Origin of the sequence: Thalassospira povalilytica (genome assembly GCF_002844235.1) — a bacterium.
Lineage (GTDB): Bacteria > Pseudomonadota > Alphaproteobacteria > Rhodospirillales > Thalassospiraceae > Thalassospira > Thalassospira povalilytica.
On record NZ_PGTS01000003.1, the window covers coordinates 256,064 to 275,550 of the forward strand.

At 52.5% G+C, this 19,487-nt stretch carries 24 protein-coding genes; 11 read left to right on the forward strand and 13 right to left on the reverse strand.

Annotated features, from left to right (window positions below; all coding sequences use genetic code 11):
- Nucleotides 1-55: 55 nt before the first annotated feature.
- A complete protein-coding gene (locus CU041_RS09570) occupies nt 56-610 on the reverse strand; it encodes an HD domain-containing protein (RefSeq protein WP_101246675.1) in 555 nt (184 codons plus the stop codon).
- 152 nt (nt 611-762) lie between these two features.
- Between CU041_RS09570 and CU041_RS09575 the strand changes: the two genes are divergently transcribed.
- The gene (locus tag CU041_RS09575) at nt 763-1,056 is read left to right on the forward strand and encodes a hypothetical protein (RefSeq protein WP_101246676.1); all 294 of its coding nucleotides are present in this window, start codon (nt 763-765) and stop codon (nt 1,054-1,056) included.
- Here CU041_RS09575 and CU041_RS09580 read toward each other — a convergent pair.
- Nucleotides 1,037-1,921, reverse strand: a complete 885-nt coding sequence (locus CU041_RS09580) for a LysR family transcriptional regulator (protein ID WP_101246677.1) — start codon at nt 1,919-1,921, stop codon at nt 1,037-1,039. The genes CU041_RS09575 and CU041_RS09580 overlap by 20 nt on opposite strands.
- A gap of 97 nt (nt 1,922-2,018) precedes the next feature.
- Between CU041_RS09580 and CU041_RS09585 the strand changes: the two genes are divergently transcribed.
- Complete coding sequence (locus CU041_RS09585) at nt 2,019-2,516, forward strand: lactoylglutathione lyase family protein (RefSeq protein ID WP_101246678.1); 498 nt, start codon at nt 2,019-2,021, stop codon at nt 2,514-2,516.
- Between the two features lie 103 nt (nt 2,517-2,619).
- Here the strand turns inward: CU041_RS09585 and rho are convergent, their stop codons facing one another.
- From rho to CU041_RS09630, 9 genes are all read right to left on the reverse strand, one after another.
- Nucleotides 2,620-3,882 carry a transcription termination factor Rho gene (gene rho, locus CU041_RS09590; RefSeq protein WP_101246679.1) on the reverse strand — a complete coding sequence of 421 codons (1,263 nt, stop codon included), beginning with the start codon at nt 3,880-3,882 and terminating at the stop codon, nt 2,620-2,622.
- A 400-nt stretch (nt 3,883-4,282) separates the two neighbouring features.
- Complete coding sequence (locus CU041_RS09595) at nt 4,283-4,642, reverse strand: helix-turn-helix domain-containing protein (protein WP_101246680.1); 360 nt, start codon at nt 4,640-4,642, stop codon at nt 4,283-4,285.
- Nucleotides 4,639-5,286: a Smr/MutS family protein gene (locus CU041_RS09600; RefSeq protein ID WP_101246681.1), complete on the reverse strand. Its 648-nt coding sequence runs from the start codon at nt 5,284-5,286 to the stop codon at nt 4,639-4,641. The genes CU041_RS09595 and CU041_RS09600 overlap by 4 nt, the downstream gene beginning before the upstream one ends.
- Before the next feature lie 292 nt (nt 5,287-5,578).
- Nucleotides 5,579-6,517, reverse strand: coding sequence for a substrate-binding periplasmic protein (locus CU041_RS09605; RefSeq protein WP_101246682.1), 939 nt, complete (start codon nt 6,515-6,517; stop codon nt 5,579-5,581).
- A gap of 1 nt (nt 6,518) precedes the next feature.
- The gene (gene dnaQ, locus CU041_RS09610; protein ID WP_258548129.1) at nt 6,519-7,244 is read right to left on the reverse strand and encodes a DNA polymerase III subunit epsilon; all 726 of its coding nucleotides are present in this window, start codon (nt 7,242-7,244) and stop codon (nt 6,519-6,521) included.
- A gap of 7 nt (nt 7,245-7,251) precedes the next feature.
- The gene (gene coaE / locus CU041_RS09615; protein ID WP_101246684.1) at nt 7,252-7,836 is read right to left on the reverse strand and encodes a dephospho-CoA kinase; all 585 of its coding nucleotides are present in this window, start codon (nt 7,834-7,836) and stop codon (nt 7,252-7,254) included.
- Nucleotides 7,837-7,857: 21 nt separating this feature from the next.
- Complete coding sequence (locus CU041_RS09620; RefSeq protein ID WP_101246685.1) at nt 7,858-8,724, reverse strand: shikimate dehydrogenase; 867 nt, start codon at nt 8,722-8,724, stop codon at nt 7,858-7,860.
- A gap of 121 nt (nt 8,725-8,845) precedes the next feature.
- On the reverse strand, nt 8,846-9,445 hold the full coding sequence (locus CU041_RS09625; protein WP_101246686.1) for a Maf family protein: 600 nt from the start codon (nt 9,443-9,445) through the stop codon (nt 8,846-8,848).
- A 28-nt stretch (nt 9,446-9,473) separates the two neighbouring features.
- The gene (locus CU041_RS09630; RefSeq protein WP_101246687.1) at nt 9,474-10,298 is read right to left on the reverse strand and encodes a pyruvate, water dikinase regulatory protein; all 825 of its coding nucleotides are present in this window, start codon (nt 10,296-10,298) and stop codon (nt 9,474-9,476) included.
- Nucleotides 10,299-10,980: 682 nt separating this feature from the next.
- Between CU041_RS09630 and hemE the strand changes: the two genes are divergently transcribed.
- The 3 genes from hemE (at nt 10,981) to hemJ (ending at nt 13,923) form a co-directional block, all read left to right on the forward strand.
- Nucleotides 10,981-12,021: a uroporphyrinogen decarboxylase gene (gene hemE / locus CU041_RS09635; RefSeq protein WP_101246688.1), complete on the forward strand. Its 1,041-nt coding sequence runs from the start codon at nt 10,981-10,983 to the stop codon at nt 12,019-12,021.
- 199 nt (nt 12,022-12,220) lie between these two features.
- A complete protein-coding gene (gene hemH / locus CU041_RS09640; protein WP_101247020.1) occupies nt 12,221-13,336 on the forward strand; it encodes a ferrochelatase in 1,116 nt (371 codons plus the stop codon).
- 158 nt (nt 13,337-13,494) lie between these two features.
- Nucleotides 13,495-13,923, forward strand: a complete 429-nt coding sequence (gene hemJ, locus CU041_RS09645) for a protoporphyrinogen oxidase HemJ (RefSeq protein WP_101246689.1) — start codon at nt 13,495-13,497, stop codon at nt 13,921-13,923.
- 113 nt (nt 13,924-14,036) lie between these two features.
- On the opposite strand, the gene secB is transcribed toward hemJ, so the two are convergent.
- The gene (gene secB, locus CU041_RS09650; RefSeq protein WP_101246690.1) at nt 14,037-14,531 is read right to left on the reverse strand and encodes a protein-export chaperone SecB; all 495 of its coding nucleotides are present in this window, start codon (nt 14,529-14,531) and stop codon (nt 14,037-14,039) included.
- A 370-nt stretch (nt 14,532-14,901) separates the two neighbouring features.
- Nucleotides 14,902-15,486, reverse strand: coding sequence for an FxsA family protein (locus tag CU041_RS09655; protein WP_101246691.1), 585 nt, complete (start codon nt 15,484-15,486; stop codon nt 14,902-14,904).
- Between the two features lie 341 nt (nt 15,487-15,827).
- On the opposite strand from CU041_RS09655, the gene CU041_RS09660 reads away from it, so the two are divergent.
- From CU041_RS09660 to CU041_RS09685, 6 genes are all read left to right on the forward strand, one after another.
- A complete protein-coding gene (locus CU041_RS09660; RefSeq protein ID WP_101246692.1) occupies nt 15,828-16,532 on the forward strand; it encodes a Tim44/TimA family putative adaptor protein in 705 nt (234 codons plus the stop codon).
- A gap of 206 nt (nt 16,533-16,738) precedes the next feature.
- Nucleotides 16,739-17,107, forward strand: a complete 369-nt coding sequence (locus tag CU041_RS09665) for a hypothetical protein (protein WP_101246693.1) — start codon at nt 16,739-16,741, stop codon at nt 17,105-17,107.
- A complete protein-coding gene (locus CU041_RS09670) occupies nt 17,104-17,349 on the forward strand; it encodes a helix-turn-helix transcriptional regulator (protein WP_101246694.1) in 246 nt (81 codons plus the stop codon). Before CU041_RS09665 ends, CU041_RS09670 begins: the two co-directional genes overlap by 4 nt.
- Nucleotides 17,350-17,444: 95 nt before the next feature.
- Nucleotides 17,445-18,710 carry a murein transglycosylase A gene (gene mltA / locus CU041_RS09675; RefSeq protein WP_101246695.1) on the forward strand — a complete coding sequence of 422 codons (1,266 nt, stop codon included), beginning with the start codon at nt 17,445-17,447 and terminating at the stop codon, nt 18,708-18,710.
- On the forward strand, nt 18,707-19,030 hold the full coding sequence (locus tag CU041_RS09680) for a Dabb family protein (protein ID WP_101246696.1): 324 nt from the start codon (nt 18,707-18,709) through the stop codon (nt 19,028-19,030). The genes mltA and CU041_RS09680 overlap by 4 nt, the downstream gene beginning before the upstream one ends.
- An 86-nt stretch (nt 19,031-19,116) precedes the next feature.
- A complete protein-coding gene (locus CU041_RS09685; protein ID WP_101246697.1) occupies nt 19,117-19,482 on the forward strand; it encodes a Dabb family protein in 366 nt (121 codons plus the stop codon).
- Nucleotides 19,483-19,487: the final 5 nt, after the last annotated feature.

Sequence of the window (19,487 nt, forward strand, 5' to 3'; positions counted from 1 at the left end):
GCAGGGAATACACCCTGCCTTTGTTCATTTCAGTCCGACGATCAAACCGGGCGGGTTATTTGCCGACCAATTCCTGGCGATCCTGATGAAATGCACGCACATCACGCGCAATGGCATCAAAGCGATCCGAAAGCCCGTAACTGACTTCGCGACACGGGGCGACCACGGCCTCGGCCCAGTCAACATAGGCCAGGATCTGCTCTTCGTCCCAGCCAATAGGGGTGTCGGTCAACATGGCCCCGACATTGGCGACCTTGTCCGCCAGACGCACCAGTTTGGCACCTTCTGTCAGGTTGGGCGCGTTTTCGACCTGTTTTGCCTTGCGCTCTTCACGCGGCAATGCCTTGTCATCGCTGACTTCCAGTACGATGTCAGCAATGGCGTCGTTAAAACAGGACGCAATTTCGTCGCGGGTTGCACCGCAATCCTCGATCACATCATGGAGCACTGCGGCACATAGAATGTCTTCGTCGGTATGCGGTTCACATTCGACAATCAGACGGGAAACCTCGATCGGGTGATTGATATAGGGTTCCTCGGCCGGGCCCTTGCGGCGCTGATCCCGGTGGGCGCGGGCGGCAAAATCAACGGATTTGAGTAAAAGCTGCATCAAGCGCGATCTGGTAGTGAACGACGATCCCCAGATTCACACGGCTTTTGCATGGTTTCAAGCCTTCATCCCCTGTCGGGACCGAAAAACCGTCCCCACATAGAAATCAGCAATGAAATTGGCGCAGGAGGACACAGGATTTGTCACAGGACATGCAATTGAAACTGACCTTGCGAAATGAAAGCAGCCAAAATCCCCTTCATTTGACCAGTCTTGCCCCGCGCGATGGCTGGAAATCCGATCCGCCCCATCATCTTGATGCCAATCAGGCCAGAACCTGCGAGATTGAAACAACAAGCGAACTGGCGATTACCATGCGTTATGGCACCCATCATATCGGCATTCATTTGGGCCATGGCACTTTCAGTGTCGAACCGGGCGATGCGGTGATCGAAAGTCAGAAACTTGACGGTGCGCTTGCTGAAATTACGCTTGTTTTGCGCTGATGACCGTCCGGATCTCGTTGACGATGGTTCCGGCAAGGGCCGATAGCGGCCATTCGGCACGAGATATGACATAAAGGGTGTCGAAAACTTTCGGGTCGTGATCATACACCGTGATTTTCGACTGATCGCGAAACGCCTTGCGGGCAAAGGCCGGCAGAATGGTAAATCCAAGCCCGCGGGCAACCGGTTCAAGAATAAGGGTAATCTGGTTGGAAAATCCGTGGCACGGAATTGATTTTACACCAGAAAACTCGCGAAACACCTGACCAAGCAACCGGGTCGCCATTGATGGGCCATCAGGATGGTCAATGAACCCGATTTCAACAAGATCCTGGTATTCCGTGATCTTCACCCCGGCAGGTAAAATCAGTTCAAGCGGCTCAATCCCAATTTTCTCGGCGCGAAGCCTGGGATCATCGGGACGCTGGGTGACAACGCCAAGCTCCACCTTGTTATCAAGGACCGCATCAATGATATCATCTGTCGGGGCAAAACGATGATGTATGGCGATGTCACGATGCCGGCCCTGCAGATCAAGAAGGGCTGCATAAATGCCAAGTCCCGAACTGCCCGGTGTGGCGATTTTGACTGCCCCGGCATGACTTTGATCCGGTGATGCCCGACGGGCCAGCCGGTGGGCGGCCGCATCGACCTCGGCCGCATAGTGCAAAAGCGCCCTGCCCGCCGGCATCAGTTCGATTTTGCGCCCCTGACGCAGGAAAACCGGGCCAACAACATGTTCGATATGCTTGATATGCTGACTGACTGCGGCCTGGGTCAGGCCAAGGCGATCGGCGGCGCGGGTAAAGGACCCCGAATCACACACCGTGCAAAATGTTTTCAACCAGATTGGCGATATATTCATAACGATATTTTATCGAATAAATAAGTTCTGGTCTATTTTACTTATATCATAACCGATCAAAGCTGTGCCCAACCTTTCACATTTCAGGAGCACAGCAATGTCATCACATTATCCGCGCACCTTTTCCCATATCGGCATCTCGGTCCCCGATCTTGAGGCCGCTGTAAAATTCTATGCCGAAGTTCTTGGCTGGTACGTGATCATGGAACCGACCACCATCACCGAAGATGACAGTGATATCGGTCAGATGTGCACCGATGTCTTTGGCGCAAACTGGAAATCGTTCCGCATCGCCCATCTGTCGACCGGTGATCGTGTTGGCATCGAACTGTTTGAATTTCCCGATAACCAACGCCCGGACAACAATCTGGAATACTGGAAAACCGGAACATTCCATTTCTGTGTCCAGGATCCCGATGTCGAAGGTCTGGTGGAAAAGATCAAAGCCCATGGCGGCAAACAACGCATGCCGATCCGCCACTATTATCCCGGCGAAAAACCCTATCGCATGGTTTATGTCGAAGACCCGTTTGGCAATGTCTTTGAAATCTATAGCCACAGCTACGAGCTGACCTATTCAGCCGGCGCATACTGAACTGCCTGATCACCAATCATCAGACAATAAAAAACGGGGCCAATCCGGCCCCGTTTAATCATCAGACAATTATCTGTATCCGGCCATTTGCGCCGGATTTCGATTATCCATTCATGGAATCGAAGAAATCGTCGTTGTTCTTGGTCGATTTGAGTTTGCCCAGAAGGAACTCCATCGCGTCCTGCGGCCCCATCGGGTTGAGGATACGGCGCAACACCCACATCTTGGACAGAACGCCCTTGTCGACAAGCAGCTCTTCCTTACGGGTACCCGATTTAAGGATATCAATCGCCGGGAAGATACGTTTGTCAGACAGTTTGCGATCCAGAACCAGTTCGGAGTTACCGGTCCCTTTGAATTCTTCAAAGATGACCTCGTCCATGCGCGAACCGGTATCGATCAGGGCGGTTGCGATGATGGTCAGCGACCCGCCTTCTTCGATGTTACGAGCCGCACCAAAGAACCGTTTCGGACGTTGCAGGGCGTTGGCATCAACACCACCGGTCAGAACCTTGCCCGAGCTTGGCACGACGGTGTTATACGCACGTGCCAGACGGGTAATGGAATCAAGCAGGATGACGACATCATGCTTGTGTTCGACCAGACGTTTGGCCTTTTCCAGAACCATTTCGGTGACCTGAACGTGACGCTGGGCCGGTTCGTCAAAGGTGGAGCTGATGACTTCACCCTTCACCGAACGGTCCATGTCGGTCACTTCTTCCGGGCGTTCGTCAATCAGAAGAACGATCAGATAGGCTTCCGGATGGTTTTCCTCGATCGCGTGCGCAATATTTTGCAGCATCACGGTCTTACCGGTACGCGGCGGTGCGACGATCAGGGCACGCTGACCTTTACCAAGCGGTGATACCAGTTCGATCACGCGGTTGGTGGTGTCCTTGTTGCCTTCCTGATCGGATTCACGTTCCATGCGCAACGGCTGATCAGGATAAAGCGGGGTCAGGTTGTCAAAGTTGATGCGATGACGGACTTTTTCCGGCGCATCAAAGTTGACCTTGTCGACCTTGAGCAACGCGAAATAGCGTTCCCCTTCCTTGGGCGAACGGATCTGGCCTTCGACCGTATCACCGGTCCGCAGACCAAAACGGCGAACCTGGCTTGGGCTGACATAAATGTCATCGGGCCCGGCAAGATAGTTTGCCTCGGGGCTACGCAAGAAGCCGAAACCATCGGGCAGCACTTCGAGAACCCCCTCGCCAAAAATGGCATGGTCGTTCTCGGCCAACTGTTTGAGAATGGCAAACATCAGCTCCTGTTTGCGGAGCGTGCTGGCATTTTCGATTTCGAGTTCCTCAGACAGGGCAAGCAGCTCGGTCGGAGATTTCTTTTTGAGTTCCTGAAGATGCATATGTGCGTTTAATGATCTGTGGTTGCCGGAAGGGCGAAGATTTTATGGGATAAGAAGAAGATATGCGGTTGACCGTCAGGCAAGGCACTCAGTCAAATGCTGGGGCGTGCGGACGGTTCCAAACCTTGTAGTTGCAAGAAAGGCAGGGCTTTTCATGTTTCTGGATCGAAACACCCCCGATTGATAACCTCGAAAACGGGAATAGTCAAACCGTGTTTCACGCAATGCAGCTATTTTGCCCGCAGCGTTGTGTAAAAAACACGATTCTGTCGCCAGACTTCGGATATATGGGCACAAAACCTGCAATTAACAGGTTCAACAACCGGTTTGACCCCGCAAATTTCCGATCCCAATATTAGAAATGACTGTATTTGACCTGTTTTGCGATCGCGGGCGGACTTTACGGATGGCGTTCACGAAGAATTTCAAGCATCCGGCCAAGCTGATCATCACTTAGCCCGGCAATCCGTTCGGATAAAAGATTGGCAAGCTCGGTTGCTTCGGGTTCAAGCCCGGCGGTATCGACGGTGATTTTGGGATGCGACAGCTGGGCCAGACGTTTGATATCGTCAACTTCATCCCATACCAGATTGAAATAACCACAAATCTGCTGCACCAAACCGGGGCTTGGGCGGCCGCGATGGCCATGTTCAAGTGCTGAAAGATAGGCCGGCGACAACTGCAACGCCGTTGCCATATCGGTCAGCGTCACATTATTGCGGGCCCGCAATTCCCTGATGCGATTGCCAAAAGGTGTCACGGGCGTCTCCGTTTCAACAAAACATAAAAGGCCCCTGCTCCACCGTGCTGGATCTGGGCCTGATTGATGGCAAGAATGCGATTGCGCAGGCGCGGCGCACTCAGCCATTGCGGGGTGCGGCTGCGCAGAAGGCCGGTGCGCCCATATTCGTCGGCGCGCGATCCTTTGCCGGTAATCACCAAAACGCAACGTTTCCCGGCCCGCCAGCTTTCTTCAATAAAGGCATTAAGCGCATTATGGGCGACATCCTGGGTCATGCCATGCAGGTCGATGCGCCCGTCGATTGTCATTTTGCCTTTCTGGAATTTGTTGGCGGTTGACCGGTCAATCCCGTCCGTCACACCCGGTTTCAGATCGGCAAGGCTCTGTTTTTTGACCTGTGGTCCGCGATCGGCATTGCGCGCCGACGGCAAATTGCGCGCAGCACGGTTTTCTTCGGACCGTTCCAGACTTTCACCAAGCGTATCCGGCAGGGGAATGGCCGTATCACTGGTGTGGATGTCATCGTCAGGATCAAATACCGCTTCATCGCCTTTGCGCTTTTTACTGCGCAAGGGTTTGACGTCACGGGTAAAAACCTCCCACAGGGTCTTTTCCTCGTCACTGACGGTACGGCGTCGCTTATTTGTTTTTTTCTGTGTCATTGGGAACTAGATCGACCAATTAAACGCGTTCTGCCGCACTCGATTAATATGTGGATAGGAGGACTTCCGCCAAAGTCCCCTGGGTTCCAGGGGAATGAAACACCCGCCACCGATTAATCGAACGCAGCCCGTTGGGTTTGCCATAAAACATCGCCCAAGACCCGGTATCAATTTCAAAAGGCATAAAGCCTTTCCTTTATCGATACCACGTCTGTTTAAACATTTTATTCAAACAGAATGCGATGAATTAGTCGATCCAATCCCCGCCCGGCATCCAAACATCGCCCAATGCCTAATCGTCGCTTCCGGCAAGATCAATGCATCTGACCCCGTTATTGGAAAGATCAAGCATCGCCTTAAGGAAACTGCCATCAAGGTTGGTCGACAAGCCGTGCGTCTGGCGGTTTTTCACAAAAAAGCCGTTACGTTTGAACGCGTCAAGCTGGCCCTGAAGACGTAAAATATCCTCATCCGGTACATCGCCACTGACCGCGATATAAAGATAACAGCTTCGATATGACACGGCCCCGTCGATTTTCGGAACGTTTGCGCCGGTATCCTTTTGTTCGATCTCGTCAATATAGTGACGCAGCACATTGCCACCGATTGCAATCAGATCAATCCGGTCGGCCAGCAGCATCGGCAATAAAAGTTCTTCGCGCGGGACAATTACGATCTGTTTGGCACCGCGTTCGCGCAAATAGGCTTCGCGGGCCGATCCCATCAGGGTTCCGATACGCGCACTTTCAAGAATGTCTTCAAAACCGGTATCCGACCAATTGCGGTTTTCAAACCCGTAAAGGTTCCAGATGGTGCGACTGACCGGCCCGACCCATTTGAATTTGTCTTCGCGGTCATCGGATCGGGTCGTTGGATAAATCACATGACCGGCCTCGCGCTCGGCCAGTTCCATCTGCCGTTTCCAGGGCATTTGCGGCACGATTTCCGCATAAATGCCGGCCTGGGTAAACAGTTCGATGGCAAGACTGTCAAAATAGCCCGGTTCAGGCCGGTCTGACGACCGGACCCGCGGATTTTCCGAAAGATGAATGATATAGCGCCCGTCAAATTCCGCAGAAACCGCATCCGACTGTACCGTTCCCGCCACGTCATCGGCAAAAGACGCTGTGGGAAACAAAATCGGGATGCAAGCAAGCAGAAACAGCAAATAGAAGCGGGTCGCAAGGCGCCGGTGTGGCGAACGGAATTTCAGGCAATTCCGTTTTTTCATGTCACGCCTCTTGCTTCTTTAACCAGATGGCGTCTTTGACCTTGCTTTCGATATAGGCCTGATGGGCGGCCAGTTCTTCTTCGCTGATCACATGGGGGCGCGGTTCCAGCCTGTTGGATTTCGGCCCCAGAACCCGCCGGCCGACATTCCCGCCAGAGCTGTCTGCATCCTGGGCATTGGGATCAAGCGACAAACCATGCTGACGTCCACCAAGAAGTTCCAGGTAAACCTGCGCAAGAAGATCGGAGTCAAGCAGTGCCCCGTGCAGGGTACGGTTGGAGTTATCGATCTTGAACCGTCGACACAGCGCATCAAGGCTTACCGGCGATCCCGGAAACTTTTTGCGCGCCATCTGAACCGTATCAAGCGCACGTTCCATGGCGATACGCGGCTTGTTAAGCCATTCAAGTTCCGCATTCAGGAACTTCATATCAAAGGCGGCATTGTGAATGACCAGGACCGAATCATCACCGATAAATTCAAGGAAATCATCGGCAACTTCGGCAAAGACCGGCTGGTCTTTCAGGAAGTCATCACCCAGACCGTGAACGTCAAACGCCTCTTTGGGCATCGGGCGTTCCGGGTTGATATATTGGTGATATTGGCGACCGGTCGGCATGTGATTGACCAGTTCGATACACCCGATTTCTACCAGACGGTGGTCAGCATAGGGATCAAGGCCTGTGGTCTCGGTATCGAGGACGATTTCACGCATGTATTCTTGGATCCGGTGGTCAACTTAGATGATCAACAATGCCCTGAATATATTGAAAAGTTACAGCCCGACCCAACCCTGTTGGGATGACATAATCGGCCCGTTTCCGTTTCTCCATATCCGGCATCTGTTTGGACAGAATGGCGGAAAATTTTTCATCCGTCATCCCCTGTCGCGCAAGAACACGCTGGCGTTGAACAAACCCTGGTGCTGAAACAACTGCAACGATATCGCAGCGCTTTTCACCGCCCGTTTCATATAAAAGCGGGATGTCGAGTACTACCAGTTTACGTCCGAGCATCCGTTGGCTGCGCAAAAAGCGAATCTCTGCGGCGCGGATCAGCGGATGCAATATCGCCTCAAGCTTTTTAAGTGCGCGTGCATCGGCAAAAACAATCTTGCCCAGCATTTGCCGGTCAATCCGTCCATCGCGCAAAACTTCTGGAAAAGCTAAAATCACCTGATCAAAGGCCGGACCGCCAGGTGCCATCAAAAGATGGTTGGTAGCATCCGCATCATGGACCGGCACGCCAAGATATCGAAACATCGCCGCCGCGGTCGATTTGCCCATGCCGATCGAACCGGTTAACCCCAAAATCACCATGATAAGATCACCTTTGCATACTTAATCAGGTGAAAGGACAAAGTCGCGCAGTTCCTGGGTTACTTCGGGATCAATGCCAAACCAGCGATGAAAACCCGGGCGCGCCTGATGAAGCAACATGCCAAGCCCGTCAACAATCGGATTTCCACGGTCTTTTGCCTGCTGCAAAAGGCCCGTTATCAGCGGGGCATAAACAATGTCGGTAACCAGTGCCGATGTCGGCAAACCGTCCATATCAATATCAAGCTTCGGCTGACCAACCATGCCAAGGCTTGTGGTATTTACCAAAAGGGAAACATCAGACAAGGCATCTGGCGATACCGGCCAATCAATTACCGTCAGGCGCGGATCATTGAATTCCCGCACAAGGTCTTCTGCCCGGGCACGGGTCCGGTTGGCGATACGGATTTCCGGACTGCCTTCATCAAGCAGGGCGACCAAAATCGCCCGCGATGCACCCCCGGCCCCAAGAACCACCGCCGGACCAAACGTAAAATCAATATCCGGGGCTTCCTGACGCAGGTTTTCAATAAAGCCGAACCCGTCAGTATTATCGCCAAGCAACCGGCCATCCTTGGCAAAGGTAACGGTATTGACTGCCCCGATACGGCGCGCACGATCTGAGAGCTCATCACATTCCGGCATGGCCATTTCCTTTTGCGGAATGGTGACATTAACCCCGGAAAAACCAAGATTGCGCAAGGAAATCAAAGCCGCCTGAAAGTTTTCCGGTTCGACCGGAAGCGGCATATAGCTGCCATCGATCCCGTATTTGGCCAGCCAGTAGCCATGCAGACGCGGTGATTTGGAATGCGATACCGGCCACCCCATCACACCGGCCAGGCGCGAGGTTCCAGAAAGTGTCCGATAAGGTTTGCGGGCTGTCATTGTGCGGTGTTTCCTGCCTGACGGAGTTTTGTCTTTGTGGTTCTTTGATTTCAAATATCGCGCAAGTGGCAAGTGGCATTACCCGGATGATGCATAACAAAAATCGGGTAATGTTGTCTTTCTATGCCTTCAGCACGCCATGATCACGCAAGAAACCGATCAACGGCAATAACGGCAAACCAAGAACCGTGAAATAGTCACCGCGCACTTCGGTAAACAGCTGCGCACCAATACCTTCAAGCTGATAACCGCCAACGCAATTGAAAATCTCGTCGCCGGCGGCATCAAGATACTCATCAAGCCATTCTTGGGTAAAGTTGCGCATGGTCAGATGGGCCGTATCAATGGTGCCCCAAATGCGCGATCCCTCTTTATATATAACAGCGGCCGAAACCAGCTGATGGGTCTTGCCGCGCAGGGCCATAAGCTGGGCCCTGGTATTGTCACGGTCGCGTGGCTTGTCAAACCAGATACCATTGCATTCAAGCATCTGGTCAGCCGCAATCACAATCGCATCGGGTTGCTGACGATACATGCGCAATGCCTTCATTTCGGCCAAAGTTTCGGCGGCCTCGGCGGCACTGGCCCCTTCGGCCTTCATCGATTGCTTATAGCCTTCCTCGTCAATCATCGAGGCCACGGCTTCGCAATCGACACCGGCATTTTTCAACATGGTGTGACGGGCTTTGCTGCTGGATGCCAAAATAAGCCGATGGTTCATGCGTCTTTATATCCTGTTTGAAATTTCATCAGTGACCGCGGCGGTCATACATGGTTGCCAGGATCATGGCAGCGGTTTCTTCGATCGATCTGCGGGTAACATTGATAATCTTCCATCCTCGATCGGTAAAATAGCGTCTTGCCTGATGGACTTCATCGCGCACGGCAACCGGATCGACATAATCCCCGCCCTCGCCGCGTTCGATCTGGCGCAGACGGTTTTTGCGGATCGATACCAGCTGATCAACATCCTTGATCAATCCGACCACCAGCGGCTTTTTAAGTTTATCAAGCTCGGGCGGTAACGGGCATCCTGGGACAAAGGGAATATTGGCGGTCTTGATACCACGATTGGCCAGATAGACCGAAGTCGGGGTTTTCGACGTACGCGACACCCCGACAATGACCACATCGGCTTCTTCAAGATCCCAGCCAGATTGTCCGTCATCGTGGGAAAGCGTGTAATCGATTGCTTCGATCCGGCTGAAATATTCCTCGTCCATCTTATGAAGCGCACCGGTCCGGCCGCGCGATTGCTGGCCAAGGTAACCGGCCATCATGGTGACGGTATTATCAAGAACGTGGCTGTGGGGTACCTGAAGCCTGCGGCATCCTTCTTCGAGTTTGCGGCGAATGTCACTGTCAAACACGGTGTAAAGAACAATGCCGGGATTGCGTTCAATATCGGCAAGCACGCGGGCAAGCTGGGCCTCGGTCCGGATCAGTGACCAGACATGCTCATGGGCACGGACATCAGGAAACTGGGCAATGCAGGCACGCGCAACACCGTCAACGGTTTCCCCCGTTGAGTCCGAAACCAGATGAAGATGAAAAATATTGTCTGTGTCGACCATCAGCGATCCGTGTTTCCGATCAAATTCCGGCGATGCAAGCCTGCTTTTTCCACTTTTTGCGCACCAAGCGATTTTTCAAACTTTTTTAAAACCCGGATTTTGGTGTTCAAAATTTCGATCACTACCCGGATGGATAAGGCCCATTCGCCCAACCCGGAGTTAGCGGGGTGGAGTCGGGCCTGTGGACAATTGTGGATAACGGGAGCGACTCCGGCCCGATTTTTTCCACAGGAATTATCCTCCCCCTCATACAAACTTTCTCAAACCAGATGTCCCGTGCGGGATAAGTGATCATTTTTTCCCGTAATAGCAGGGATAAGACGGCAAAAACCAGCCTTATTCACCTTATCCCCATTATTCAAAATCGGCTTTTCCCAAGCTCAGGTCTGGGAGTCGTTCGGAGTCGTACACAGTTTTCCCCAAACCGGTTTGAGATGAATCATTTTTCCCGAGTCGGAATGTGAATAAACTGTGCACTAAATTTAATCCCTGTTATCCACAGGGAACCACCTACAAACAACATCCTTTTTTATTAAATAAGGTTTTGTTAGGCAGAACGTGGAAAACGTCCTGGCACAGGTCTCAGGACAAAATTCACGTGAACGAAACTGGCCTCCAGGTCCTCGGGTCAAAGACCGGAACCAGATAAAAAAGCGATCGGGACAGACGAACAGGAAACCAGATGCCCAACATGACGAAGACTTTCTTGCGCGCCCTGAACGGTGAAACCCTTCCGGTGCCACCAATCTGGTTGATGCGCCAGGCAGGTCGATATCTTCCGGAATATCGTGCAACCCGCGGCGAAGCAGGGTCATTTCTTGATCTTTGCTATAATCCCGATCTTGCCTGCGAAGTCACTTTGCAGCCGCTCAGGCGCTATGATTTCGATGCGGCTATTCTGTTCTCCGATATCCTCGTTATACCGCAGGCACTTGGACAGCATTTGGCATTCAAGCAGGGTGAAGGCCCACAGCTTGAGGCCATCCGCGATGCTTCAGGCCTTGGCAAGCTATCAGTTGATGGCATTCATGACACGCTTGGACCGGTCTATGAGACGGTTTCAAAGCTGTCAGAAGCCATTCCGTCCCATACGGCCCTGATCGGCTTTGCCGGTGCGCCATGGACTGTGGCGACCTATATGGTCGAAGGCAAAGGGTCCAAGGATTTTGCCAATATCCGTCGCTTTGCCTATGGCGATCCCGACGGCTTTGGCCAGCTGATCGACATTCTGGTCGAGGCAACTACGCAATATCTGCTCAAACAGGTTGAAGCCGGTGCAGAATGCATTCAGTTGTTTGAAACCTGGGGCGGGGTTTTGTCCGAAACCGGTTTCAAACGCTGGGTAATCGAGCCGACCAAACAGATCGTTGCCAATTTGCGTGCTGTTCATCCCGATTTGCCGATTATCGGCTTCCCGCGCGGGGCCGGATTGCATTTGATTGATTTCAAAAAACAGACCGGTGTGACGGGTGTCGGCCTTGATAGTGGTGTTCCACTTGATTGGGTTGCCCAAAATCTTCAGAAACTGGGGCCGGTGCAGGGCAATCTTGATCCGATGTATCTGATCACCGGTGGCGATGCGATGCTTGATGAAACCAAGCGTATTCTTGATACGCTGGGCAACGGGCCTTTCATCTTTAACCTGGGCCACGGCATCACACCGGAAACGCCGCCGGAAAATGTCGAGAAGCTGGTGAATTTCATCCGCGGTTACAAAGGATAAATGTCGGCAATTGCTGCATTTTATTTTGTGATTTTTGAAATCAATCAAATCGATTGAAAAATTCAATGCGTATAGTGGGCTAAGTTTGTTGCGCTTCGGACCTGTTTGACCAAAATAGGCCCCGGAGCGCGATGGATTTATAAAATTTCCGGTTTGTCGGGAACCGGTTGAAACACGCTGTGCCATGAAGGATAGCCAAATGTCCGAAACGACGCGCAAGAAACGCGCCATTGTTCTTTTCAATCTTGGCGGACCGGACAGCCCCGAAGCTGTCGAACCGTTTCTGTTCAATCTGTTCAATGATCCGGCGATCATCAGCCTGCCCAATCCGTTCCGGTTTTTGCTGGCAAAACTGATTTCGCGCCGTCGTGCACCGATTGCCCGCGAGATCTATGATCATATCGGCGGCAAATCGCCGTTGCTGGAACTGACCCAGGAACAGTCAGATGCGCTTGAGGCGGCATTGAATGCCGAAGATGACGGCTATGAAAACCGCTGTTTCATCGCCATGCGCTATTGGAAGCCGTTTGCCGATGATACTGCCCAGGCCGTCAAGGCATGGGGCGCGGATGAACAGATATTGCTGCCGCTTTATCCGCAATTCTCCACGACAACCAGCGGATCATCGGTCAAGGACTGGAAACGCGCCTGCCACAAGGTCGGGCTGAGTGCCCCGATCAAGACGGCCTGCTGTTATCCGACCAATCCGGGCTTTGTTGAAGCATCGGCCGAAATGATCCGCGCGGGCTATGACCGGGCCTTGGCCAAGGCCAACGAACTTGGCATTGATAAGCCGCGCATCCTGTTTTCTGCCCATGGCGTGCCCAAGGCGGTGATCACCAAGCGCGGTGACCCCTATCAGTCCCAGATTGAAAAAACGTCGGCTGCGGTGGTCGAAAAGATGGCGATCGACGGCCTTGACTGGAATGTGTGTTATCAAAGCCGGGTCGGGCCGATGGAATGGATCGGACCGTCAACCGAAGACGAAATTGAACGTGCCGGCAAAGAAAACAAGGCGATTGTCGTTGTCCCGATTGCCTTTGTGACCGAGCACTCGGAAACCCTGGTCGAGCTTGATATCGAATATGGTGAACTGGCGCATGAAAAACATGTCCCGGTTTACGAACGGGTCCGCACCGTTTGCTCGCATCCGAAATTCATTAACGGTCTTGTTTCGGTTGTAAAACAAACACAGGATGAACTCGATCAAAAAGGCCCGGATGATTACAAGGTCGAAAGCCGCGGCTGGTGGTGCCCGGATGAACATTCCTGTGCGACGGCCAAGCAACCCGGTCTCAAGCCGGCTGGCATCTAGGATAAAAGATCAATGATTTCAGGCCGGTTTCCTTTCGAAACTGGCCTGATTGCTGTTATGGTTTGAAAAATTTTCCGGGCGATCTTACGGCAAGGAATCCCGCAAACCCGAAGCTTTGCCGATCCGGATCCACCCGCCAAATCAGAGAAAAGAGAGAGATGGATACATACAGCATTATCAAGTCCCTGCATGTCATCAGCGTGATCGCCTGGATGGCGGGCCTTCTCTATTTGCCGCGGCTTTATGTCTATCACTGCGAAGTGGCACCAGGCTCGGAAGCCAGTGAAAAGTTCAAGATCATGGAGCGCCGCCTGTTGCGGGCGATCATGAACCCGGCAATGATCGCGACCTGGCTGTTTGGCGGATATCTGGTACATGCAGCTGGTGTGATGTCGGACGGCTGGTTCCATGTGAAACTATTGTGCGTTGTTCTGATGACCGCATCACACATGATGATGGCGCGTTATCGCCGGGCGTTTGAAGCGGACGCCAACGAGAAATCGCAGAAATTCTTCCGTATTCTCAATGAAGTACCGACGATCCTGATGATCATTGTCGTCTTTATGGTGATCGCCCGCCCGTTCTGATTGACAGGCCGGCGGCCCGTTAGTTTAAAAACGTTTCGACTTTAAAATAAAAAGGCCGCCAAACCGGCGGCCTTTGTTTTGGTATCGAACCAAATAGATGTTTACAGGGTCAATCAGGCATTTCCAGCCGGCTGACCTTCCATCTGTTTGGCGAATTTCTTGCGGAAAAGATCAGCAAAATCAATCTGCTGCATCATCAGCGGCGGGAATCCACCATCAGCAGTCAGGTCAGCGACGATTTTGCGAACATAGGGGAACAGCAGGCGCGGTACTTCGATCATCAGAACCGGCAGGCGATGTTCGTCAGACACATTCAGGGTGACGACACAGCCATACTGCAGTTCGGCAATGAAGGCGACCTTGTCACCAACGTCAGCTTTGACATTGATCTTGATGGTGACTTCATGAAGTTTCTGATCCTGGGTGGTGCGTGCCTCGACATCGACATCGATGTTGATTTTCGGCTGCTGCTGCAGGGCAACGCTTTCCGGTGCATTCGGATTTTCAAACGAAAGATCCTTGATGTACTGGGTATGGATCGTGATCGGATTTGCGGCCGGCTGCTGCTGTTGTGCGCCGCCTTCTGCACCGGTGGTATTCTCGGCCATTAAAGTCTAGCTCCCTTGAGTCTTGTAATCCTAGTCAGAAAAAAGCGTTCAGCCGGATCGCTTATGATGGCGCCCCGGTCAAATCCATGATGAATGTCGGGGCGCGAACCGGCCAAAATGCTTGTTTCTGACGCCGCGTAACTGCGGCAGATGAATTGGCCTAGCACGGATAACAGACATGGGCAAGCCAATCACAACCGGCCCAAAACCCATATTTCTGCGGGTTTGGATGATTGCCATTACAAAGCATTTTCAAATCCACTGCCCAAATGCTGGCGTTATCCGTACCAACAGACAAAAAGGTTGGCCCGATAACAAAGCCAACCTTTTGAAAATGTGATTTTCCCGTGAATTTCAGGCGGGGTTCAGATCAGTCGCGTGGCGGCAAATTGCGCGGGTTTTGGGGATCTGACGTGCCGGTATCTGATCGATTTGCCGGATCATCCGCGCCATTGCCACTGACATCTTCGAAATCGCCATCAATGATCGGACCGCGACCACGGGGATGTTGGCCACCCATGCCAGCGGAACCGCCTGCCCCGGTCTGGCCACCAGGACGGCTTGAAAAGCCGCCACTGAAACTTGTGCGGATATTGCCTGACTGGACCAGCTTCATGATCACTTTTGCCCCGACCAGCTGACGCAGCGGTGGCACCAGAAGTAAAAAGCCCATGGTGTCGGTGACAAAGCCCGGTGTGAGCAACAGCACACCGGCAACAAGTATGCAGATCCCGTCAAACATCGCCCCAATGGGCATTTCACCCTGATCCATCTGGCTTTGGGCCTTGGCAAGGGTTTGTAATCCCTGTGCCCGCATCAGCGTCGTTCCAAGAATTGCCGTCAAAATGACAACGCCGATGGTGGGCCACAGGCCAATCAGTTCGCCGGCCTGGATAAAGACCGCGATTTCAATGATCGGCATTGCGACGAATATCGCGAGGAAATAAAAACCCATTTTTACTCCGTTCCTTGGTCAGTCTGACCGCAGATTTCATCAATGATTGCGCTGCATTTTAACGTCATTCCTGACAATGTGCTTAAACATTTGCAGAAAACAACTTGGATTTCAGTGATTTCCCATTAATCTGCAACAGGTATTGGTCGGGAAACTAGTATCCCAAGACGACAAAAATGCGGCAGAATGCCTTCTTCGTCGCCATATGATGGTGAAGACGATCACATGAAGGAATGTGATCATTGGTTGCCCTTGCATTTGGTTGGGTTCATACCATCTCTCGACCACGGTTGTGATGCAAATCCTGCCTGTTTGAAACCATTAGGATCAAGAGATCGGTCTTGCAGTATTTCGATATCTTTCTATTCGCACTGATTGCTGTTTTTCTTGTGCTGCGTTTGCGCGGCGTACTTGGCCGTCGCACCGGCAACGAAAAACAGGGGCCATCCGACATCTTTGGCCGTCAGACCCATGACCAGGACGCCAATGGCGCCCAGAACGAGCCGGCATCAAAGACAGACAATGTCTATCGCCTGCCGGACTCTGCTAACGGTCAGGATGCGGCAAATGTTCCGTCGGGCACCTTTGCGACCCTGCAAAAGATTCAGAAATCCGATCCGAACTTTACCCAGCAGGATTTCCTGAATGGCGCCCGCATGGCGTTCGAGATGATCGTCGAATATTTCGCCAAGGGCGACAAGGACGGGCTCAATCCCCTGCTTTCGGCCGAAGTTTACAAAAACTTTGCTGCTGCCATTGATGCGCGCGCCGAAAAAGGCGAGCACGAGGAAACCACCCTGGTCGGGATCAAAAGTGCGACCATCCATGATGCCAGCCTCGAAGGCCGCACCGCCTATGTCACGGTGAAATTCGTATCCGAAGAAGTATCGGTAATCCGCAATGCGGATGGCGAAGTGGTTTCCGGCGATCCCAACAAGGTGATCGAGGCCGAAGATCTTTGGACCTTTGCGCGCAATATTGAAAGCCGCGACCCGAACTGGCAACTGGTTGCGACCGAGACCCCGGAAGAAGAAGAAGCACAGTAAGGCACCTTCGTCCGGCAATGATATCAACCCGTTCGGGCTTATTTCCGTTCCGGTTTTGCATCAGGGAAGTTTCCGTCTATTGGAAGCTTCCCTTTGTTTTTGGGCTGTATTCTTTGGGCGTACATTCCGATTGCAATGTCAAGGTTGCTTGACATTCTGGTGCCAAGCTTCTTATGTAAAACATGTTTTACATTTGGGGTTTAGAAATGCGCAATCTTGTCTTGCTATGTGCCGGTTTGGCGGCCTATGTCGCGCTTTTGGTCTTTTCCCAAATCGTGTTGTCCAACGGGATTGAACGGACAATGATCGTGGCGATGATTTCGCTATTACCAATGCTGCCGGCGATTTTTATCTGTGCCGTGATTGTTCGGACCATTCGCCAGATGGATGAAATGCAGCGTAAATTGCAATTCGAAGCACTTGCGATGGCCTTTGCCGGAACGGCGTTGATCACATTTGGTTACGGCTTTCTGGAAGGGTCGGGATTGCCGAAAGTTTCGATGTTTGTTGTCTGGCCGATCATGGCGGCACTTTGGTTTATCGGGGTGATGATCGGACGGATACGGTTCAGATGAAAAACCGTATCCAGGAACTGCGTCGGGACAGGGACTGGTCACAGGCCGATCTTGCGGCCTTGCTGAAGGTATCGCGCCAGACGGTTAATGCGCTTGAACGCGGTCGATATGACCCCAGCCTTCCCTTGGCATTCAGCATTGCGCGGCTGTTTTCATTATCAATCGAAGAGATTTTCCAACCTGACGGCGGTAAAACCCGCGACAAGGATCTGCGAGGCCAATTTGGCAATTGCCGCGATTGAATTATCGGCTTGTTAAGCATGTGGCGGGCAAAATCACGATCTGGATTCCACGGGTCCCAAATGGCCTTTTGCCTTGTCAAATAACAGGTTTTATCTTGAAACGACGTCTGGTTTTATCGCGTAGCCTTTCGATTATTTCCATTTTGGTTGGTGCCGGTGCTGCCTTGATCTGGATGTACTGGCCACAAATCACCGGTCAGATCGAAACACCGCCAGAAGCCGAAGACAAACTGACATTGCGGCCGACGTCATTTTCCGAGCTTGATGGCTGGCAACAGGATGATATGCGCCCGGCGATCCGGGCCTTTGCCCGGTCATGTGCCGCGATGCTTCGACGCGATGATGACAAGCCCGTCGGTCCGGACCCGCGAATGGGCACGATTGGTCAATGGCGGGCTGTTTGCGAAAAGGCGGTATCGATCAATATCGATGCCCTGCGCAAGGAAGATGCGCGTGCCTTTTTCGAAAGCGGCTTCAAACCGTATCTCAGCGGCAACAGGGACAATCCCGAAGGCCTGTTTACCGGCTATTACGAGCCCGAACTGCGTGGCAGCCTGACCCGTGAAGGCCCGTTCCAGACACCGATTTATCTGAAACCCGACGACATGATTTCGGTCGATCTTGGTGATTTCAGCGACGAATTCAAAGGCAAGAAGCTCGTCGGGCGTCTGACCGGAAGCAATCTTAAACCCTATTACGATCGTGCCGAGATTGAAAAAGGGGCGCTTGCGGGCCGTGATCTTGAAATGGTCTGGGTTGATGATGCGGTTGACGCGTTTTTCCTGCAAATCCAAGGATCCGGGCGGGTTGTCCTGCCCGATGGCAGTGTGTTGCGGATTGGCTATGCCGCGACAAACGGCCATCCCTATTTTGCCATCGGGCGTGAACTGATTGATCGCGGGGTCCTGACACGCGAAACCGTGTCGCTTCAGACCATTCGCAAATGGCTGCATGACAATCCCGATCAGGCCGATGAGGTGATGAACACCAACGCATCCTTTGTGTTTTTCCGCCCGCTTAAAACCGATCCGGATGATCCGACGGCCGGTCCGCTTGGATCCCAGGGGGTTGCACTTGAAACCGGTCGGTCGCTTGCGGTTGATCGTCGTTTCCATGCGATGGGGGTTCCGGTCTGGCTTGAAACAACGGACCCGATGAATGCTGATCGCCAGTTTCACCGGTTGATGATCGCGCAGGATACAGGTGGTGCCATTCGCGGTCCGGTTCGCGGCGACATCTTTTTTGGCCCCGGGGATGACGCGGCCCTGTTTGCAGGACATATGAACAGAAAGGGCCAGAAATACGTTCTGTTGCCCGATGTGATCGACCCTGCAAATTGGGTGAAAGAAACCACGCCATGATACGCCATGTCGTATTGTTGCAGATTTCAGGATCTGTGGATCGGACGGAATGCCGCAATGTTCTTGATGCGATTGCAAAAATTGCGTCGAACACGCCTGGCATGTTGTCCTTTGCCGGCGGGGCGAACATGCCCGGAAGTGGCCTTAATCAGGGTTTTACCCACTGCTTTACGATTGATTTCGTCGATACAAAAGCCCGCGATGAGTATCTTGAACGACTTGATCAGGATGAAACCTGCTGGCGGCTAACCGATATTACCGTTGGCGGATTGGGGGGAATTTTATCGATGAATCTTGATCTTGGAGATCAGAAATCCTGATCGTCACCGACCCTTGTCAAAGGGGTCTGTACCCTGTCGGAATTGTGCCAATTTGATCCTGGCCGCCAAAAAGGAATAGCGCCTTCATGCTGCGTCATATTGTACTTTTGCAGGTTGCCGATCATGTCAATCCCGACCAGGTCGAAACACTGATTGATCAATTGGCAAAGGCGGCCATGTCTGTACCCGGTATGGTCGCGTTTTGCGGCGGCAAAAAGAAAGCCGGCAGCGGATTGAGCCAAGGCTTCACCCATGGTTTCAACATCGATTTTGTCGACGAACAGGCCCGCGATGCCTATCTTGCGGAACTTGACGGCGACCGTGTGGGCAGCAGATTGTCGGAAATCACGGTTGGCGGACTGGGCGGTATTCTGGTGATGAATATCGATATCGACGATATCCAAACCCCGGATAAAAATCCGGACAAGAAGCCCCAGTTGCGCTGGGTTTGATATAT

Excerpts from the sequence above, each read along its gene's own strand:
- CU041_RS09585 (WP_101246678.1), top strand. The coding sequence starts at position 2,019 with ATGTCATCACATTATCCGCGCACCTTTTCCCATATCGGCATCTCGGTC.
- secB (WP_101246690.1), bottom strand. The coding sequence starts at position 14,531 with ATGGCCGAGAATACCACCGGTGCAGAAGGCGGCGCACAACAGCAGCAG.
- CU041_RS09655 (WP_101246691.1), bottom strand. The coding sequence starts at position 15,486 with ATGGGTTTTTATTTCCTCGCGATATTCGTCGCAATGCCGATCATTGAA.
- rho (WP_101246679.1), bottom strand. The coding sequence starts at position 3,882 with ATGCATCTTCAGGAACTCAAAAAGAAATCTCCGACCGAGCTGCTTGCC.
- CU041_RS09625 (WP_101246686.1), bottom strand. The coding sequence starts at position 9,445 with ATGAACCATCGGCTTATTTTGGCATCCAGCAGCAAAGCCCGTCACACC.
- hemE (WP_101246688.1), top strand. The coding sequence starts at position 10,981 with ATGCCCAACATGACGAAGACTTTCTTGCGCGCCCTGAACGGTGAAACC.
- CU041_RS09580 (WP_101246677.1), bottom strand. The coding sequence starts at position 1,921 with ATGAATATATCGCCAATCTGGTTGAAAACATTTTGCACGGTGTGTGAT.
- CU041_RS09600 (WP_101246681.1), bottom strand. The coding sequence starts at position 5,286 with ATGACACAGAAAAAAACAAATAAGCGACGCCGTACCGTCAGTGACGAG.
- hemH (WP_101247020.1), top strand. The coding sequence starts at position 12,221 with ATGTCCGAAACGACGCGCAAGAAACGCGCCATTGTTCTTTTCAATCTT.
- CU041_RS09620 (WP_101246685.1), bottom strand. The coding sequence starts at position 8,724 with ATGACAGCCCGCAAACCTTATCGGACACTTTCTGGAACCTCGCGCCTG.
- hemJ (WP_101246689.1), top strand. The coding sequence starts at position 13,495 with ATGGATACATACAGCATTATCAAGTCCCTGCATGTCATCAGCGTGATC.
- CU041_RS09605 (WP_101246682.1), bottom strand. The coding sequence starts at position 6,517 with ATGAAAAAACGGAATTGCCTGAAATTCCGTTCGCCACACCGGCGCCTT.
- coaE (WP_101246684.1), bottom strand. The coding sequence starts at position 7,836 with ATGGTGATTTTGGGGTTAACCGGTTCGATCGGCATGGGCAAATCGACC.
- CU041_RS09570 (WP_101246675.1), bottom strand. The coding sequence starts at position 610 with ATGCAGCTTTTACTCAAATCCGTTGATTTTGCCGCCCGCGCCCACCGG.
- CU041_RS09680 (WP_101246696.1), top strand. The coding sequence starts at position 18,707 with ATGATACGCCATGTCGTATTGTTGCAGATTTCAGGATCTGTGGATCGG.
- CU041_RS09685 (WP_101246697.1), top strand. The coding sequence starts at position 19,117 with ATGCTGCGTCATATTGTACTTTTGCAGGTTGCCGATCATGTCAATCCC.
- CU041_RS09665 (WP_101246693.1), top strand. The coding sequence starts at position 16,739 with ATGCGCAATCTTGTCTTGCTATGTGCCGGTTTGGCGGCCTATGTCGCG.
- CU041_RS09575 (WP_101246676.1), top strand. The coding sequence starts at position 763 with ATGCAATTGAAACTGACCTTGCGAAATGAAAGCAGCCAAAATCCCCTT.
- CU041_RS09630 (WP_101246687.1), bottom strand. The coding sequence starts at position 10,298 with ATGGTCGACACAGACAATATTTTTCATCTTCATCTGGTTTCGGACTCA.
- CU041_RS09670 (WP_101246694.1), top strand. The coding sequence starts at position 17,104 with ATGAAAAACCGTATCCAGGAACTGCGTCGGGACAGGGACTGGTCACAG.